Consider the following 17,675-nt stretch of genomic DNA (forward strand, 5'->3'; position numbering starts at 1 on the left):
GCGCACCGCACGGCCTGCTTGCCGCAGTGACGAACTGCAACAGAGGTTGTTCAGCTGTCGGTGCGGTGTTGCTCATCGCGTGTTCTGCGTTGACCGGCGCCGTTCTGGCAGAAGCGGTGGCGGCAAGCCGCTTCGGAGTCAGCGCAGGTCGAACACGAGCCGGGCTTTGACCTGTCCCTTCTCGACTTCCTCGAAGCAGGTGTTGACCTCTTCGAGGCGACGACTTTCCCGGATCACCCTGGTACGACCTTGCTGGTGCAGTCGGAAGACCTCGTCCAGGTCGCCCCGCGTGCCCACGATGGAGCCGATGATGGTGATGCCGTTGAGAACCGTCTCGAAGATCGGCAGTTGCACCTGGTTGTCCGCGGGCAGCGCGACGAACACGAGTTTGCCGCCTCGGCGCAGCGAGCTGTAGGCCTGTTCGAACGCCTTCGGCGCCACCGCGACCGAGATCGCGGCGTCGGCGCCGCCGAGGTCCTTGATCGCCTGCACGGGGTCCTCGGTGAGGGCGTTGACGGTGTGGTCAGCCCCGAGTTCCCGGGCGAGTTCGAGCTTTTCGTCCACCACGTCGACCGCGATGACCCTCGCGCCGAAGATCTTGGCGTACTGGAGGGCGAGATGTCCGAGTCCGCCGATGCCGAACACGGCGACGGTGGCGGCCGGGCGGGCGCCGGAAAGCTTCACCGCCTTGTAGGTCGTCACGCCCGCGCAGGTGAGCGGTGCGGCGTCCAGCGGGTCCACGCCGTCCGGGACCTTGGCGACGTACTTCGCCGATGCCTTGGCGTACTCGGCGTAGCCGCCGTCGATGAGATAGCCGGTGTTGAGCTGCTTCTCGCACAGCGTTTCCCAACCGCTGGTGCAGTAGTCGCAGGTGCCGCAAGCGACGCCGAGCCACGGGATGGCCACCCGGTCGCCTTCGGCTACTTCGGTCACCTCCGCGCCGACGCTCTCGACGATGCCCACGCCCTCGTGGCCGGGGATGAGCGGGAGTTTGGGCTTGACCGGCCAATCACCGTGCGCCGCGTGGATATCGGTGTGGCACAGGCCGGATGTTTCGATCTTCACGACGACTTCGCCCGGACCCGGCTCGGGCTTGGGGACCTCGGTCAGTGTCAGTTCCTTGGCGAAGTCGTGGACGACGGCGGCTTTCATGGTGACTCCTGTAGCCGGATGGAATCCGGTGTTGATTCGTTGTAGCGGCGACCCGTTTTCGGTGTCGCGGAACCAGGACTCCTTTGTAGCTGCCGCAAGCTGACAGGGGAGCTATCCGAATGGACAGGCTTCGGTGTGGCTGGAGTTGTCTGTGAGGCAGGTGGAGAACTTTGCGTCGGAAAAGGACAACGACGGCACGTGGAAACCGCCCGGTAGGCCGGGGACAGAGTCGGGGCATCGGCCTACCGGGCGGTGGTCCTGGTGGTCTTCAGTCGTCGCTGGAGGTGGCGAACCCGGCGGAGATGAGGTTCATCACGGAGGAGTCGGCGAGGGTGGAGACGTCGCCGATTTCGCGGTTTTCGGCGACGTCGCGCAGGAGCCGTCGCATGATCTTGCCGGAGCGGGTTTTGGGCAGTTCGGGCACGACCATGATCTGGCGGGGTTTGGCGATGGGGCCGATTTCGTGGGCGACGTGGTCGCGTAGGGCCTTGATCGCGGCTTCGCCGGAGGCCTGGTCGTCGGCGCCGCCGCGCAGGATGACGAAGGCGACGATGCCCTGGCCGGTGGTGGGGTCGCTGGCGCCGACCACGGCGGCCTCGGCCACGGTGGGGTGGGAGACCAGGGCGGATTCGACCTCGGTGGTGGAGATGCGGTGGCCGGAGACGTTCATGACGTCGTCGACCCGGCCGAGCAGCCAGATGTCGCCGTCGTCGTCGTATTTGGCGCCGTCGCCGGCGAAGTAGTAGCCCTTGTCGGCGAACTTCGACCAGTAGGTTTCGCGGTAGCGGTCGTCGTCGCCCCAGATGCCGCGCAGCATCGCGGGCCAGGGCTGGTCGAGCACCAGCAGTCCGCCGCCGCCGTGGCCGACCTGTTCGCCGGACTCGTCGACGACCTTGGCGGCGATGCCGGGCAGCGGGACCTGGGCGGAGCCGGGTTTGGTGGCGGTGACCCCGGGCAGCGGCGAGATCATGATCGCGCCGGTTTCGGTCTGCCACCAGGTGTCGACGATGGGGGCGCGGTTGCCGCCGATGTGTTCGCGGTACCACATCCAGGCCTCGGGGTTGATCGGTTCCCCGACCGAGCCCAGCACCCGCAGGGTGGACAGGTCGTAGCGGGCGGGGATCTCCGCGCCCCATTTCATGAAGGTGCGGATGGTGGTCGGCGCGGTGTAGTAGAGCGTGACGCCGTATTTCTGGACGATGTCCCAGTGGCGGCCTTCGTGCGGGGTGTTGGGGGTGCCTTCGTAGATGACCTGGGTGGCGCCGTTGGCCAGCGGCCCGTAGACGATGTAGGTGTGGCCGGTGACCCAGCCGATGTCGGCGGTGCACCAGTACACGTCGGTTTCGGGTTTGAGGTCGAACACGGTGCGGTGGGTGTAGGCGGCCTGGGTGAGATAGCCCCCGGAGGTGTGCAGGATGCCCTTGGGGCGTCCGGTGGTGCCGGAGGTGTAGAGGATGAACAGCGGGTGCTCGGAGTCGAAGAACTCCGGGGTGTGGGATGCGGGCCGGCCCTCGACGACGTCGTGCCACCACTGGTCGCGGCCGTCGTTCCATTCCACGTCGGTCTTGGTGCGTTGGACGACCAGGACGTGTTCGACGCTGGGGGTGGCGGCCACGGCCTCGTCGACGTTGGTCTTGAGCGGCATGGCCTTGCCGCGGCGGTACTGGCCGTCGGCGGTGATGACGACCTTGGCCTGGGCGTCGTTGATGCGGGTGCGCAGCGCTTCGGAGGAGAACCCGCCGAACACCACGCTGTGCAGCGCGCCCAGCCGGGCGCAGGCCAGCATCGAGTAGACCGCCTCGGGCAGCATCGGCAGGTAGATCGCGACCCGGTCGCCCGCGCCGACCCCGAGCGAGGCCAGCGCGTTGGCGGTGCGGGAGACCTCGCGTGCCAGCTCGGCGTAGGTGATGGCGCGGGAATCGCCCGGTTCGCCCTCCCAGTGGATGGCCACCCGGTCGCCGTTGCCGGCCTCGACGTGGCGGTCCACGCAGTTGTAGGCGACGTTGAGTTTGCCGCCGACGAACCACTTGGCGAACGGGGCGCCGGACCAGTCCAGCACCTGCTCCCACTCGGTGTCCCAGTGCAGGTGGCGGGCCTGGTCGGCCCAGAACGCCTCACGGTCGGCGTCGGCCTGGGCGTAGAGCTCCGACGTCGCATTGGCTTGGGCGGCGAACTCCCCGGACGGTGCGTGGATCCGCTCTTCGTGGAGGAGGTTGTCCAAAGTGTTCTGAGAGTGCTTGCCCACTTCCAACCTCTCGACGCGTTTTGACGACATGATCGCTATTTCCGTTCACGGCTCGGACCACCCGCCGGCGGGCGGTCCGAGCAGCCTATTGTTTTCACCGTTGCGACGGCGTTGCTTCCGCTCTCGACCCGGCGCTGTGCGCGATGAGCACGGCCAGGACCCGTTCGCTGACGACTTCGACTGTTCCGACCGCATCGACGCGCGAAAGCACGCCCTTGTCCTGGTAGTACCCGGCCAGGGGAGCGGTTTCCCGTTCGTGAAGTTCCAGGCGGCGTCGGACCGAGTCCTGGTGATCGTCTTCGCGCTGGTGGAGGGAACCGGCGCACGTGTCACAAATCCCTTCCACCCTCGTCGGATTGAACTCCACGTGCCAGCTCCGGCCGCACTGCCCGCACATGCGCCTTCCGCTGAGGCGCCGCACGATGTCCTCAGCGGGAACGTGCAGTTCCAGCACGAGCTCCACGACGTCGCCGGACCGGCGCAGCGTTTCGTCCAGGTACCGGGCCTGGTCCACGTTTCGCGGGAACCCGTCCAGGAGGAACCCCTTGGAGGCGTCCTCCTCTCCCAGCCTCCTGCTCACCATCGTCATGGTGATGCCGTCCGGCACCAGCTCACCGCTGACCATGTGGGCTCTCGCGACAAGCCCCAGGTCGCTGCCTTCCTCGATGGCGCGCCGGAAGATGTCGCCGGTGGATATGTGCGGCACCTCCAGCCTGGACGCGATCGCGTTGGCCTGCGTCCCCTTTCCGGCACCGGGCGGTCCTAACAGGACGACCCGTGTGGGCTGACCCTGTGCGGCTTTTGCCATCAGAAGAAGCCAAGTGCGTTGTCGGAGTAGCTGACCAGCATGTTCTTGGTCTGCTGGTAGTGGTCGAGCATCATCTTGTGGGTCTCGCGGCCGATGCCGGACTGCTTGTAGCCGCCGAAGGCGGCGTGGGCGGGGTAGGCGTGGTAGTTGTTGACCCACACCCGGCCCGCCTGGATGTCGCGTCCGGCCCGGTAGGCGGTGCCGGCGTTGCGCGACCACACGCCGGCGCCCAGACCGTAGAGGGTGTCGTTGGCGGTGTTCATCGCGTCGGCGTAGTCGTCGAACTTCGCGACCGAGACGACGGGGCCGAAGATCTCTTCCTGGAAGATGCGCTGATTGTTGTGGCCCTGGAAGATGGTGGGCGCGACGTAGTAGCCGCCCGCCAGGTCGCCTTCCAGCTCGACGCGGTGGCCGCCGGTGAGGACTTCGGCGCCTTCCTGCCTGCCGATGTCGATGTAGGACAGGATCTTCTCGAGCTGGTCGTTGCTGGCCTGGGCGCCGATCTGGGTGTCGGTGTCCAGCGGGTTGCCCTGCTTGATCCGCTCGGTGCGCGCGACGGCGTCGGACAGGAAGCCCTCGTAGATGCCGGACTGGATCAGCGCCCGCGACGGGCAGGTGCAGACCTCGCCCTGGTTGAGGGCGAACATGGTGAAGCCTTCCAGTGCCTTGTCGTAGAAGGCGTCCTGCTGGGCGGCGACGTCGTCGAAGAAGATGTTCGGGCTCTTGCCGCCGAGCTCGACGGTGACCGGGATGATGTTCTGGCTGGCGTACTGCAGGATCAGCCTGCCGGTGGTGGTCTCGCCGGTGAAGGCGACCTTGCGCACCCGCGGGCTGGAGGCCAGCGGTTTGCCGGCCTCCACGCCGAAGCCGTTGACCACGTTGAGCACGCCGGCGGGCAGCAGGTCGGCGATCAGGTCGAGCAGCACGTGGATCGAGGCCGGGGTCTGCTCGGCGGGCTTGAGGACCACGGCGTTGCCCGCGGCCAGCGCGGGCGCGAGCTTCCAGGTGGCCATCAGCAGTGGGAAGTTCCACGGGATGATCTGGGCGACTACGCCCAGCGGCTCGTGGAAGTGGTAGGCGACGGTGTCCTCGTCGATCTGGGAGATCGAGCCCTCCTGGGCGCGCAGCGCCCCGGCGAAGTAGCGGAAGTGGTCGATGGCCAGCGGCAGGTCGGCGGCCAGCGTCTCGCGCACCGGCTTGCCGTTCTCCCAGCTCTCGGCGACCGCGAGCTTTTCGAGGTTGTGCTCCATCCGGTCGGCGATCCGCAGCAGGACGCCTGCCCGCTCGGCCGCCGGGGTGCGGCCCCACGCCGGCGCGGCGCCCTCGGCGGCGTCCAGCGCGCGTTCGACGTCGTCTGCGGTGCCGCGGGCGATCTCGGTGAACGTCTTGCCGGTGACCGGGGTGGGGTTCTCGAAGTACTCGCCCCCGGCCGGGGCCACGTACTCGCCACCGATGAAGTGGTCGTAGCGCGAGCGGTACTCCACGACCGAACCCGCCGCACCCGGCGCCGCATACAGAACCATCATTTGCCTCTCGATGTTGTGCGACTCCTTCTCGAGTCGCGGTGACCTGGGCCACGCATGCTTCTGGTGTGGCGAGGAAGCTAGGAGTCGCAACGTTGCAGCGGCGTTGCACCGGAGACGAACCGACCTGAGAGGACACTTGCCTGCAACGCTGGTCGCCGCGCACTATGAAACACCCAATGGCCGAGTGTTGTCGCGGTCTCGAGAATCTGTGCAGGCGAATGGACATCAGCTACGACTCTTCGGTTGACCCGCTTGAGCGTGCCCGGCTGCTTGAGCGGGTGCATGCTGCCGTTCTGGCCGGAGACCGGGCTCCGCATGAGCCGCGCCCGGTCGTGTTCGAGTCTTGGCGGCGTTCGCTCGCGGCGCAGATCGTGCCCGACTTCGGTGAACCGCCGGTGTCGTTCGACCACGGCGAACTCGACGACGTTCGGCAGGAGCACCCGCTGGCGCGATGGGTGCCGATGCTGCGCCAGACGCTGCTGGACGGGGCCGAGGGCGCCGGCCAGGTCATGATCATCACGGATGCCGACGGGACGATCCTGTGGCGGGAGGGACATCCCGCCGTGCGCCGCGACGCCGACCGCGTCCACCTCGCCGAAGGCACCCGCTGGGCCGAGACCGCGATCGGCACCAACGCCATGGGCACCACCCTGGCCACCGGTGCACCGGTACAGATCCACTCCGCCGAGCACCTCGTGCGCACCTACCACTCCTGGACCTGCGCCGCCTGTCCCATCCGGGACCCCGAAACGGGAGCACTGCTCGGCGCCATCGACCTCAGCGGCCCCTTGCACACCATGCATCCCGCACTCCTGGCTCTCGTGGTGGCCGCGGCGCGGATCATCGAGAACGAACTCCGCTGGCGATTGCTCGCCTCCGACGCCTTGTTCACGCAACGCAATGAGCACCACCTCGCCGAGGCCGGTCAGGGCGCAGCGCTGCTGAGCCACACCGGCCGGGTCGTCGCGAGCGCTCCCGCAGCGCGCCTCGTGCCCGGGCAGCGAGTCGGACTCGACGACGGCGGGACCTGCCTGGGCGAGGCCGGGCTCGAACCGCTCGACGGCGGCTACCTGCTGCGCGTCGGGCAGCGCCGATCCCGCCGCAAACCCCGCTTGTCGCTGGAACTGCTCGGAAGCGGAACACCAGCAGCCACGGTCGATGGTGTGCGCCACGAGTTGAGCCTGCGGCATGCGGAGATGCTCGCGTTGCTCGTGATGCATCCCCGCGGGCTGACGGCGGAACGGCTCGCGCTGCTCCTGCACGGTGAGCAGGGCAATCCGACCACGGTCCGGGTGGAGATCCACCGCCTCCGCAACGTGCTCGGTCGCCACGTGGTCGAAACCAAGCCGTACCGCATCACCGCCGACGTGGACGCCGATCTGCTCGTACTTCGGGAAGCGCTGCGCCGGGGGGATGTCGAAGCCGCTGTCGAGCGAGCCGGACTGCTGCTTCCGGATTCGGAGTCCGCCGCCGTCCGCGCCGAGCGTGACGAACTGCTCGCGTCGATGCGCGGCTGGGTGCTGGGCACCGAGAACGCCGACCTCCTGTGGCGCTTCGCCAACACTGAGGCGGGGCGCGACGATCCGGAGGTGCTGGAGCGGGCTCGTGACCTGTCGGCTCCGGACGCTCCCCACCGCGACGTGCTCGAAACCAGGCTCCGCCTCCTACTCGAAGACGAGGCGTAGCGCACCTACCCGATCGGACAGGCGGGAGGTGCTCGTTCGGATGGTTCCGAGGTACAGTCCGTTCTTGTAGGTTCACGTGTGGTTTACGCCACAGCAATGCTTCTGGTCTGCTTGCAACCGGTCTCGTCACGTGTCGCGGGCGAGGCTCAACGGTGAGTCGGGAGGACCACGCGAATGCCGGAGCTGAACATCGCCTTCGAACACGCGTACGTGCCGCGCCAAGTCGGCTGCGAACAGGTGAGCGCGCAGCGTCCGGCACTGGCCAAGTTCCACGCCCCGGAAATCGTCTTCGGCCCGGACTCGCTGGCCGAGCTCGGCTACTCGGCGCGCCGCCTCGGAGCCCGCCGCCCGTTCCTGGTGACCGATCCGGGGATCGTCGAAGCGGGGTGGGTGCGGGAGTCCGTGGCGCACCTGCGGGAGGCGGGGCTTGCCCCGGTCGTCTGGCACGACCTGACGCCGAATCCGAAGGACCACGAGGTGCAGGCCGCCCACCACGCCTACGCCGAGGCCGGCGCGGACGTGATCATCGCGGTCGGCGGCGGCTCGTGCATCGACGCGGCCAAGGGCGTGGCGATTCTGTCCGCCAACGGCGGGCACATCCTCGACTACGAGGGCGTCGACCACGTGGTCAACCCGATCCCACCGCTGGTCATGGTGCCGTCCACCTCGGGGACCGGAGCTGACGTGTCCCAGTTCTGCGTGGTCACCGACACCACGAACGCGACGAAGGCGACCATCATCAGCAGGACTCTGGTGCCCGAGATCTCGATCATCGACCCGCGCCTGCTCACGACGATGCCGGACTGGCTGAACGCGGCGACCGGTCTGGACGCGCTGACTCACGCCATGGAGTCCTACGTCTCTCTCGCGCACAACGTCCTCACCGACCACCATTCCCTGCACGCTGTGCACTTGGTGACCAAGAACCTGCTGCGAACCCTGCTGGACCCGGCTGACGAGGAACCACGCACCGCGATGGCCCAAGGTTCCCTGGCGGCCGGGATGGCGTTCACCAACGCGATCCTCGGCGCCACGCACGCCATGAGCCACCAGGTCGGCGGCCTGCTCGACGCGCCACACGGCGTGATCAACGGTGTTCTGCTGCCGCATGTCATCCGGTTCAACGCCGAGCAGGACCCGGCCCGGTACGTACCGCTGGCCTCCGCCGCGGGTATCGACACCGACCGCCTGCCCTCGGACGAGGTCGCCGAGGTGCTGGCGGACCGGGTCCGGGATTTGGCCGACTCGGTGGGCGTTCCGCGCGGGTTGTCGTGCCTCGGGGTCGGCGAGCACAACGTGGCCGACCTCGCGCGGACCACGATGAAGGACGCCTGCCTGGCGACCAACCCCCGCCAGGTCACCCAGGCCGAGATCGAGTCGCTGTTCCGCAGCGCCATGTGAGGTCAGCAGTGTCCGGTGGTGACCGCGTCCGCGCGGGAGAGGCGACCCTCGGTGAACTCACCGGGGTGCGGTCGAGCAAGAGATCGTTCTACCCCGAGTACCGGCGATCGAACGAGCGGCTGGCGGTGGCGGTCCAGGCGCTCGACGAGATCTCCCGCGCCGTCGTGCGTTCGGCCGAGGGCCCGAGGGCGCTGGTGGAGGCGGTCGTCCTGGCAGCGGTCGAGCACCTGCAGGCCGAGTGGGTGCTCATCGCGGTCGCCGACGGAGCGCTGCGGGGAATACGTCCGGGCTTCCTGTTCGCCCGTGACGGCGAGCTGGTCGACCAGGAGCACGAGCTACCCGCCGAGGCGCGCGAGCAGTTGGACGTGATCCGCAAGCGGCCGTGGGAGCTGGAGCCGGGGGAGGCCCGGCCGGGATGGGTTCGTGCGCCGATGCTGCTCGACGAGGAACCCGTCGGCGGCGTGGTCGGCCGGCCCGGTGCGGGCGTGCAGGTCACCGATACGGATCTCGCGGTCCTGCGTGTGCTGGCCAACCAGGCTGCGGTCGCGCTGTACAACTCCTACCTCTTCCACACCGCAGCACAGCTCAAGGGGCGTGCCGAGCAGCTCGACGCGGAGGCTTCACGCCAGGCCAAGGACCTCGTCGAGCGCAAAGCCGAGCTCCAGGAGGTCCAGCGACGGCTCACCGACGCGATGCAGCGGCAGGTCATCGACGAGGAGCGGCACCGCATCGCCCGGGAACTGCACGACAGCGTCACCCAGGCCGTGCTCAGCGCCGGCATGATCGTGGAGGTGTGCCGGGCGGAGCTGGCGGCGCTGGGTGGCGCCTCCGAGCAGGTCGCGGAGCGACTGCAGCCCGCCAAGGAGCTGACCCAGCAAGCGGTCGCGCAGCTACGCTCGGCGATCTACGCCCTGCACCGAGGTGCCGAAGAAGGCCCCGGGTCGCTGCCGGTCCTGCTGGAGCGGTTGTCCCATGTGCACCTGCCCGCCTACGTCGACGTCGCGGTGCGGATCGAGGGCAAGCCGGTGCCGCTACCTGGCGAGGCCGAGCACTCGCTGCTCCGGCTGACCGGGGAGGCGCTGTTCAACACGGCGACCCACTCGGGGGCCGGCCGCGCGTCGGTGCACCTGCGATACGAGATCGACCGGATCGTGCTGTCCATCGCCGATGACGGCACAGGCGATCCCGCGCAGCTGCGTCGGACGCTGCGGATCGCACGCACCAGCGATCTCAACGGACATCACCGGGGGTTGGCGAACATGGCCGCACGAGCCGAAGAACTCGGCGGTGAACTGAGCATCGGCAGGGCGAAGATGGGCGGAGTGCTCATCCGGTTGGAGGTACCGATGCCGCTTGCGGAAGGGGACGGCGATGCGTGAGGAAGCGGCACGGCCGGTTGGAGGAGCTGTGAGCGCACCGCCCGGTCCGGTGCGGATCGTGATCGTCGACGACCACTCCATCGTGCGGCAAGGGCTGAGGTCGCTGCTGGAGCGGCAACCAGACCTGGAAGTCGTGGGAGAGGGTGCGACCGCCGCCGAGGCGGTGGCCGTGGTCGCCCGGACGTCGCCGTCGGTCGTGCTGCTGGACCTCAAGCTGTCGTCCGGCGAGGACTCCGAGGGCTTAACGCTGTGCGAGCGGCTCACCGGTGAGCACGACGGCCTGGGGGTGCTGGTGCTGACGACGTTCCTCGACGACAAGCTGGTCGTCGAGGCCGTGCGGCGCGGTGCCCGCGGCTACGTGGTCAAGGACGTCGACACCACCGAGCTGGTCAGGGCGATCCGTGCGGTGGCGCGCGGCGAGAGCGCTTTCGACTCGCGCTCGGCCGCGGCGATGGTGCACTCCATGAACAACCGGTCCAGCGAGCCGGAGCTGACCGAGCGCGAACTCGGCGTGCTCCGGCTGCTGGCCGCCGGCTCGAGCAATCGGCAAATCGGCGGTCAGCTCTACATCTCGGAGACGACGGCGAAGTTCCACGTGCGCAACATCATGCGCAAGCTCGACGTATCAACCCGCGCCGAAGCCGTCTACGAGGCCAGCAAGCGCGGCTTGATCTGACTACGAGCAGTCGACGACGAGCCAGCCGCCGTGATGCTCGCAGACCTCGTACGGCTGGCCGGTGCCGAAGCCCAGCCGGTGCAGTTCGGCCATGTCGAAGGTGCGCACGTGCCCGTAGGCGGCCGTTGGTTCCTCCTCGAACGGCACCGCAACCACGACCCGTCGTCGCGCCAACCGGATCGCCTCGGCGAGAACGGCTTCGCCGTGATCGCGTTCGAGGTGCTCCAGCAGGTGGATGACCGTGACCGTGTCGACAGCTTGGTCCGGCAGCGGCACCCGTGCCCCATCGCAGATCAGCGTCCCCAAAGGCAGGCCCAGCTCCGGGGCGATCGCGCGCAGCAACGTGACGGTGCCGTTGGCGATGTCGGACGCGACAACGCGGGTCCCGGGGCGTTCGGCGAGCAGCAGAGCCAGGAAGCCGAAGCAGGAACCCACGTCCAGGACCCTGCCCGGCGGCACCAGCGTTAGAACCCGTGAATAGACGGGCACCATCGCCGAGATCGACGAATCCGGTACGTCGTGAAAGTTCCGGATGCGGCCGAGGGTGTTTCGGTAGAAGGTGGACCAAGCGCTGATCGCGTCATCCACAGTGGACCTGACGACCCCGGTGAAGACCCGTTCGAAGATCTCCGCGCCGGAAAGCCACCCCGGCGCGAACAGCTCATCGGCCAGCTTGCCCGCGACGTCGTTGTCGAGCTCCTGCGGCGCGATCCGGTGACTGACGAGCACCTGGTCGCGGTTGCGGTGCAGGCTGAAGTGCGACGTTCGGGTGATCGCTTTCTCTTCCGGCGGCGTGGCGCGCCCCTCGTGCATCACGACCACCGCCTCATCGCGGTAGCAGCCGGGACTGCTGTTGGCCAGCGGATCGATCGCAGCGCTGCCGGAGAACTGCCTGATGTCGGTCATAGGCCCACCGACTCTGCGGACAGCGCATCCGACGCGTGCGCCAGACCAGCCAGGTCGCGTAGCGGCTGCCGCTCGCACAGGAAGGGCTCGAGCAGCTCCTCGGCGTTCATGAGGCGTCTCCTCTCCGACTGGTATCCGCTCGTGACGTGGTCACGGCGCGGGTTGGCGGGACGCTGGGCCGCCACGGTCGGGCGTCGGTTGACGACGGGTGGCGAACCGCCGATGTGGACACGGTCAGGACAGACCCGCGACGAGGTCGTCGACCCCGCGCACCAGCTCCGCTGGATCGCGGGCGACGACGACCGCATCGCACTGTTCGGCGAAGTCCTCCATCGCGCATGACGCCTGTCGCCAGTAGCGTCGTGGTTCCGGCGTGATCCAGCCGATCCGGTGCACCCGGCGCCGCAGCTCCGCCAATTCCTCCACCCCCGGCGCCCGGCCGTTGCAACGCCCGTCGCCGACGAACAGCACCACCGTTCTCCGGTCGAAGGCGTCGCTGTGCCGGGCCAGTATCCCGGTCAGCACGGCGCCGTAGTCGCTGTCTGCCTCCAGGTCGATGCGGCCACCGGCGAGGATCCGGGACAGCACGTCATCGCCGGCCCTGCGCCGGAGCTCGTCGGTGACCTCGATCGGCTTGTCCACGAAACAGAGGACCCGGCAGCGGTGGGCGGCGCCGTGCATCGTCTGGGCGAGCCGCAGTGCGAAGGCTGTGACGGGGCGGACCGACAGCGACACGTCGGCGACGACCAGCAGCCGCACGCGATCCGGCAGCGGGCGGCGCACGATCGGCTCGAACGGGATGCCGTCGGCGCGCATGCTGCGGCGCACCGTGCGGCGGATGTCGAGCTTGCCCCGCCCGCGCCGCAGCGGGCGTTGCCGCGCCGCGCCGCGCACCCGCCGGAGGAACTCGTGGCACGCCCGCTGCAGTTCGGCGTGCTGCACCGCGTCGGCCTCCTGTTGCGGAGTCTCCTCGGCCGGTGCGACCACCTGCTCCGCGAGCGAGGCGACGAACGCCTCCACCGCCTCGGCGAGCCGGGCCAGCTCCTCGTCGGTCGGCTGCCGGGGGTCCTCCGGGCCGTCCCGGTACACCGCGTGCGGATCGAGGGCGTCAAGCCAGGCCAGCAGCGAGCGCGCGTCGGTCCAGTCGAGGGTGCGCGCCGACGGAGGTGCGGCCCGGCCGGAAGCGAGTTCGCGGGCGACCGCCGAACCGGCCCGGGACACCTCGACGGTGTAGCTGATCCCTCGGCGGCCGTTGTCGCCTCCCGTACGCACCGACAGCTCGCGCTCGCTCGTGGACAGGCTCAGGTCGTCGTCGTCCTTGTGCGGGTTGAACCCGTCGCCCGGGTCGGGCGGGGCATCGAGCAGGTCCCCGATCTCCTCGGCCCGGGGGTTGTGGTCGGTGTAGCCGGCCAGCGGCTCGTCGTCGACGAGATCCAGCTCGGTGGCCGGCAGGTCCGCCTGCCCACTCGGATCCGGGCGGGCGTCCTCGGTCCCGGCGGACCCGGTTCCGAGGAAGAAGCGGTCGAACGCGGCGTCGAAGGCCGCTGACTCGTGCCGGTACTTGGTGGTCACCGCGCGCAGCGAGGCCCGCAGAGCGGTCAGGTTGTGCGGACCGACCAGGTCGAGCACCTCGCGGGCCTCGATCGTCTCGGCCGGCGACACCCCGACTCCGCAGCGCCTGAGCAGCTGGGAGAAGGCGACTGCGACGAGGGTGGGCGCGGTCATCGACGGCTCCGGTGGCCGTGCTGGGAGCCGCGGTCGTGGTCCCGGCCGCCGTGGCCGCGGAATGCCGCCGCAGGACCGGCCGTGGTGCCGGCGGGTTCGGCGGCGGCGGGCTCGCGGGCGGCGAGTTCGCCGCGCGCCACGTCGCGGTCGCCGACGTACTTGACCAGGGAGGTCAGCCACGCCTCGTCCTCGAACCACGTGTCGCCCAGCATCTCGGCCGCCCGGGCGGCGTCCACCACCTCCGAGATCGACGGCGGCTTGCGCAGCGGCAGCTCGCGGAGGCGGCCGGCCAGTTCGACCAGCGTGCCCAGCGCTTCGTCCTTGATCCCCGGGACACGGCGCTGCACGATCTCACTTTCCCGTTCCGCCGTGGGGAAGTCGATCGGGAAGTGCAGGCAGCGGCGCTTGAGCGCGGGGGTCAGTTCGCGGGTGTCGTTGGAGGTCAGCACCACCCACGGGGAGCTGCGGGCGGTGAAGGTGCCGATCTCGGGCACGGTGACCTGCTGCTCGGCCAACACTTCCAGCAGCAGCGCCTCCAGCGCCTCGTCAGCCCGGTCGACCTCGTCGACCAGCAACAGCACCGGCTCCGGGGACAGGATCGCCTCCATCAGCGGACGGGTGGCGAGAAAGTGCTCGGTGTAAAGGCCGGTGTCCTGGCGCTGCAGCATCTCGGCCGCCGCGGCGAGGTCCGGCGCGTCGGCGAGGGCTTCACCGATGCGTTCGCGCAGCATCTGCACGTGCATGAGCTGCTTGCCGTAATCCCACTCGTAGAGGGCCCGGCCCTCGTCGATCCCCTCGTAGCACTGCAGGCGGACCAACCGGCGGCCACCCGCGGCCGCCAGCGCCTTGGCCAGTTCGGTCTTGCCCACCCCCGCCGGACCTTCCAGCAGCAGCGGCTTGCCGAGCCTGGTGGCCAGCAGCACGACGACCGCCAGCTCGGCGTCGGGGACGTAGTCCTGCTCGCGCAGCGCCTCGACCACCTCGTCCGCATCCGTGAAACCGTTGCCCACTTCGCCTCCCGCGGTTCGGTCCGGGTGGGCGGCGCGCCTCGCCGCCCACCCGGACACCGGTGTCAGTACGACTTGTTGATGGCGTGCGAAACGACGGGCAGCATCGACTCGACCGTGACCTCGCGCGGGTTGCCCGGCGTGCACCAGTCACCCTGGATGTGCTCGGAGATCTTGCGGACGGTGGCATCATCACCCGGAATGGAGGGGCCGCGCCCGCTGTATTTGCCGGTGTCCATCCGGTTCTTGTCGTAGCTGTCCTTGTTGACCTGGCCGAAGTTGTCGGGGATGCCGACGTCCTTGCTCAGCCGGATCGCGGCGTCTACGGCCGCGTCGGCGGCCTGCACGGTGGTCATACCCGAGGTGTCCACGCCCATCGCGGTCGCGATGCGGGCGTAGCGCTCGTAACGGGACGGCAGGTTGTACTCCCACACGCGGGGCAGCGCGATGGCGTTGTTGAGGCCGTGGTGGCTGTCGAAGAAGGCGCTCACGGCGTGCGAGATCGAGTGCACGATCCCCAGCCCGCCGGAGTTGAACGCCTGGGCGGCGATGTACTGCGCGTGCATCATCCCGGAGCGGGCTTCCAGGTTGCGCGGCTCGAACACCGCCTCGCGCAGGTGCTTGGCGACGAGCTCGATCGAGTACAGCGCGTTACCCAGCGATGGCGGGAAGTCCAGCCGCGCCACGTAGGGCTCGCTGCCGTGGGCGAGCACGTCGAAGCCGCAGAACGCGGTGAAGTGCTGCGGGCAGTCGTAGTACAGCACCGGGTCGTCGATGGCCAGTGAGCAGATGGTGCTCTCGTCGAACCCGACCCATTTGTGCGGCTGGTCCATGTCGGAGGTGTCGGTGATGACGTAGGCCCAGGAGGTCTCCGAGCCGGTTCCCGCGGTGGTCGAGATCGCGATGTGCGGCGGGTTCTGCTTGTTCGTGGACTTCTCGAATCCTTCGAACTCGTTGATGTTGCGGCCGTCGTGGGCCACGACCACGCGCGCTCCCTTGGCCGCGTCGTGCGAGGAGCCGCCGCCGATCGAGACGACCCCGTCGCACTTCTCGGACTGGTAGAGCGCGGCGGCCTCCATGACGTTGTAGTCCTTGGGATTGGACTCGACCTTGTCGTAGAGCACGACTTCGACGCCGGCCCACTCCAGCTTGCCCTTGAGGTCCTCGACGATGCCCGAGCCGCGCAGCCCGGTGGTGACCAGGAGAGCACGGGTGAAGCCGAGCTTCTTGGCTTCGACCCCGACCATCTCGTGGGCGCCGACCCCGAGCATCGCCCGTGGGAACGGGTGGAATTCCTTGATCGGGAAATCCCAGATCCGGTTGAGCTCCATGCGTCCTCCTCCGCGTTGAGGTTGATGCGATGAGTCTGTTGTTGCTCGTGATCCGCGACAACGTCCAGGCGTGCGGTGCGAGACCTGTCCGATCGGGTAGGCCGGGTAGAACCGACAGCACGGCGAAACGGCGAGTTGCCGGGGGCTAGCTTCGGTTCGACCACAGCGAGACCGCCGTCACAGAAGGGAAGTCGCCATGTCCGAGGAGATCGTCGAGTTGTCCGCCCAGGAAGTGGAGCCGGACCAGGTTGAGGAACTGCTCGTCGAAGAGGTGTCGATCGACGGGATGTGCGGTGTCTACTGAGCACCGCGTCTCCGGGGACGCGCCGACGCCCCCGGAGACGCGGGGCCACCCCGACTTCGAACCGGATGGCCATTACGCGCTGAGCCCGAACGTGGCGTTGCGCCCCGAGCCCTTCGGCGCGCTGGCCTACCACTTCGGCAACCGCCGGCTGTCATTCCTCAAAACGCCGTTGCTGGTGACCGTGGTCGAAGGCCTGCACAAGCACCGATCCGCGCAGGCCGCGCTGTCTGCCCACGGCGTCACCGAGCACGAGCAGCGCGCGTATCTCAACGCGCTCGCATCGCTGGCCCGCGCGGAAATGATCGTCCGCGACTGACACCCCGGGAGCCCTCATGACCACCGCCGATGTGCCACCACTGGTCGAGCAGTTCAAGCACGGCCTCGACTCGCCGATCTGCCTGACCTGGGAGTGGACCTACGCCTGCAACCTGTCCTGCGCGCACTGCCTGTCGTCGTCGGGTCGCCGCGACCCCGACGAGTTGGGAACCGACGAGATCAAGCGCGTCATCGACGAGCTCGAGCGGATGCAGGTCTTCTACGTCAACGTCGGCGGCGGGGAGCCGACCGTGCGATCGGACTTCTGGGAACTGGTCGACTACGCCGTCGACCACCACGTCGGGATCAAGTTCTCCACCAACGGCTACCGGATCACGCCCGAACGCGCGCGGAAGCTGGCGGCAACGGACTACGTCGACGTGCAGATCTCGTTGGACGGCGCCACAGCCGAGGTCAACGACGCGGTGCGCGGGCCGGGTTCGTACGACACCGCAATGCGGGCGTTGGAGAACTTGTCATCGGCGGGGATGCGCGATTTCAAGATATCGGTGGTGATGACCCGGCAGAACGTCTCCCAGCTGGATGATTTCAGAGCGATCGCGGATCGGTTCGGGGCGCAGCTGCGCATCACGCGGTTGCGGCCGTCGGGTCGAGGCGCGGACGTCTGGGACGAGCTGCATCCCACTGATGAACAGCAGCGCGAGATCTATGCGTGGCTGGTGGCGCATGGCGATCAGGTGCTCACGGGTGATTCGTTCTTCCACCTCAATGCATTGGGTTCCACCCCGTTGCCTGGGCTGAACCTGTGCGGTGCGGGTCGGGTGGTGTGCTTGATCGACCCGGTAGGAGATGTGTACGCGTGCCCGTTCGCGATCCATGATGCGTTCAAGGCGGGAAACGTGCGCGAGACAGGCGGGTTCGCACGGGTGTGGCAGGAGTCGGAGTTGTTCACCGAGCTGCGTCAGCCGCAGACCGGTGGAGCGTGCCGGTCGTGCTCGGCGTTCGACGCTTGCCAGGGCGGGTGTATGGCGGCGAAGTTCTTCACCGGCCTGCCGCTCGACGGCCCGGACCCCGAGTGCGTCAAGGGGTACGGGCAGACCGCCCTGTCCGTGGTGGACCGTTCCGGGCTGCCGAAGGCCGCGCAGGACCACTCCCGCACCTCTCGGCGCAAGGTGGGGTTGGGCATTCCCGCCGTTCCTGCCAAACCCTGCGACTCCAGCCCCCTGGTGAGCTGAGCGAAGCACGAGGAAGGAA

The 17,675-nt window shown here is 68.6% G+C and carries 15 protein-coding genes; 7 read left to right on the forward strand and 8 right to left on the reverse strand.

Translation table 11 applies throughout. The annotated features are described in order from the left end of the window. Positions 1-138: 138 nt before the first annotated feature. The 4 genes from adhP to exaC all read right to left on the reverse strand — a co-directional run bounded on the left by adhP (position 139) and on the right by exaC (position 5,728). Positions 139-1,152 carry an alcohol dehydrogenase AdhP gene (gene adhP / locus SACE_RS11585; RefSeq protein WP_009951609.1) on the reverse strand — a complete coding sequence of 338 codons (1,014 nt, stop codon included), beginning with the start codon at positions 1,150-1,152 and terminating at the stop codon, positions 139-141. A gap of 268 nt (positions 1,153-1,420) precedes the next feature. Beyond that, positions 1,421-3,427, reverse strand: a complete 2,007-nt coding sequence (gene acs, locus SACE_RS11590; protein WP_011873661.1) for an acetate--CoA ligase — start codon at positions 3,425-3,427, stop codon at positions 1,421-1,423. 64 nt (positions 3,428-3,491) lie between these two features. Further along, positions 3,492-4,205, reverse strand: a complete 714-nt coding sequence (locus SACE_RS11595; RefSeq protein ID WP_011873662.1) for an adenylate kinase — start codon at positions 4,203-4,205, stop codon at positions 3,492-3,494. After that, the gene (exaC, locus tag SACE_RS11600; protein WP_011873663.1) at positions 4,205-5,728 is read right to left on the reverse strand and encodes an acetaldehyde dehydrogenase ExaC; all 1,524 of its coding nucleotides are present in this window, start codon (positions 5,726-5,728) and stop codon (positions 4,205-4,207) included. Before exaC ends, SACE_RS11595 begins: the two co-directional genes overlap by 1 nt. Positions 5,729-6,063: 335 nt before the next feature. On the opposite strand from exaC, the gene SACE_RS11605 reads away from it, so the two are divergent. The 4 genes from SACE_RS11605 to SACE_RS11620 all read left to right on the forward strand — a co-directional run bounded on the left by SACE_RS11605 (position 6,064) and on the right by SACE_RS11620 (position 10,872). Then, a complete protein-coding gene (locus SACE_RS11605) occupies positions 6,064-7,416 on the forward strand; it encodes a GAF domain-containing protein (protein WP_009947201.1) in 1,353 nt (450 codons plus the stop codon). 174 nt (positions 7,417-7,590) lie between these two features. Then, positions 7,591-8,817: an iron-containing alcohol dehydrogenase gene (locus SACE_RS11610; RefSeq protein WP_009947200.1), complete on the forward strand. Its 1,227-nt coding sequence runs from the start codon at positions 7,591-7,593 to the stop codon at positions 8,815-8,817. Between the two features lie 8 nt (positions 8,818-8,825). Then, positions 8,826-10,196, forward strand: coding sequence for a MadS family sensor histidine kinase (locus tag SACE_RS11615; protein WP_009947197.1), 1,371 nt, complete (start codon positions 8,826-8,828; stop codon positions 10,194-10,196). Next, a complete protein-coding gene (locus SACE_RS11620; RefSeq protein WP_011873665.1) occupies positions 10,189-10,872 on the forward strand; it encodes a MadR family response regulator transcription factor in 684 nt (227 codons plus the stop codon). The genes SACE_RS11615 and SACE_RS11620 overlap by 8 nt, the downstream gene beginning before the upstream one ends. On the opposite strand, the gene mftM is transcribed toward SACE_RS11620, so the two are convergent. The 4 genes from mftM to mdo all read right to left on the reverse strand — a co-directional run bounded on the left by mftM (position 10,873) and on the right by mdo (position 15,841). Continuing rightward, a complete protein-coding gene (gene mftM / locus SACE_RS11625) occupies positions 10,873-11,778 on the reverse strand; it encodes a mycofactocin oligosaccharide methyltransferase MftM (protein ID WP_009947194.1) in 906 nt (301 codons plus the stop codon). A 234-nt stretch (positions 11,779-12,012) separates the two neighbouring features. Continuing rightward, a complete protein-coding gene (madC, locus tag SACE_RS11630) occupies positions 12,013-13,503 on the reverse strand; it encodes a MadC family VWA domain-containing protein (RefSeq protein WP_009947192.1) in 1,491 nt (496 codons plus the stop codon). Beyond that, positions 13,500-14,513, reverse strand: a complete 1,014-nt coding sequence (locus tag SACE_RS11635) for a MadB family AAA-type ATPase (protein WP_009947191.1) — start codon at positions 14,511-14,513, stop codon at positions 13,500-13,502. The genes madC and SACE_RS11635 overlap by 4 nt, the downstream gene beginning before the upstream one ends. A gap of 62 nt (positions 14,514-14,575) precedes the next feature. After that, the gene (gene mdo / locus SACE_RS11640) at positions 14,576-15,841 is read right to left on the reverse strand and encodes an NDMA-dependent methanol dehydrogenase (RefSeq protein ID WP_009947190.1); all 1,266 of its coding nucleotides are present in this window, start codon (positions 15,839-15,841) and stop codon (positions 14,576-14,578) included. A 196-nt stretch (positions 15,842-16,037) separates the two neighbouring features. On the opposite strand from mdo, the gene mftA reads away from it, so the two are divergent. From mftA to mftC, 3 genes are read left to right on the forward strand one after another with little or no spacing between them, the layout of a single operon-like run. Next, positions 16,038-16,145, forward strand: coding sequence for a mycofactocin precursor MftA (gene mftA / locus SACE_RS36260; protein WP_009947188.1), 108 nt, complete (start codon positions 16,038-16,040; stop codon positions 16,143-16,145). Further along, positions 16,135-16,461, forward strand: a complete 327-nt coding sequence (mftB, locus tag SACE_RS11645; protein ID WP_081468320.1) for a mycofactocin biosynthesis chaperone MftB — start codon at positions 16,135-16,137, stop codon at positions 16,459-16,461. Before mftA ends, mftB begins: the two co-directional genes overlap by 11 nt. A gap of 16 nt (positions 16,462-16,477) precedes the next feature. Then, positions 16,478-17,656: a mycofactocin radical SAM maturase gene (gene mftC, locus SACE_RS11650; protein ID WP_009947185.1), complete on the forward strand. Its 1,179-nt coding sequence runs from the start codon at positions 16,478-16,480 to the stop codon at positions 17,654-17,656. Positions 17,657-17,675 lie beyond the last annotated feature (19 nt).

It is taken from the genome of Saccharopolyspora erythraea NRRL 2338, assembly GCF_000062885.1.
Classification (GTDB): Bacteria; Actinomycetota; Actinomycetes; order Mycobacteriales; family Pseudonocardiaceae; genus Saccharopolyspora_D; species Saccharopolyspora_D erythraea.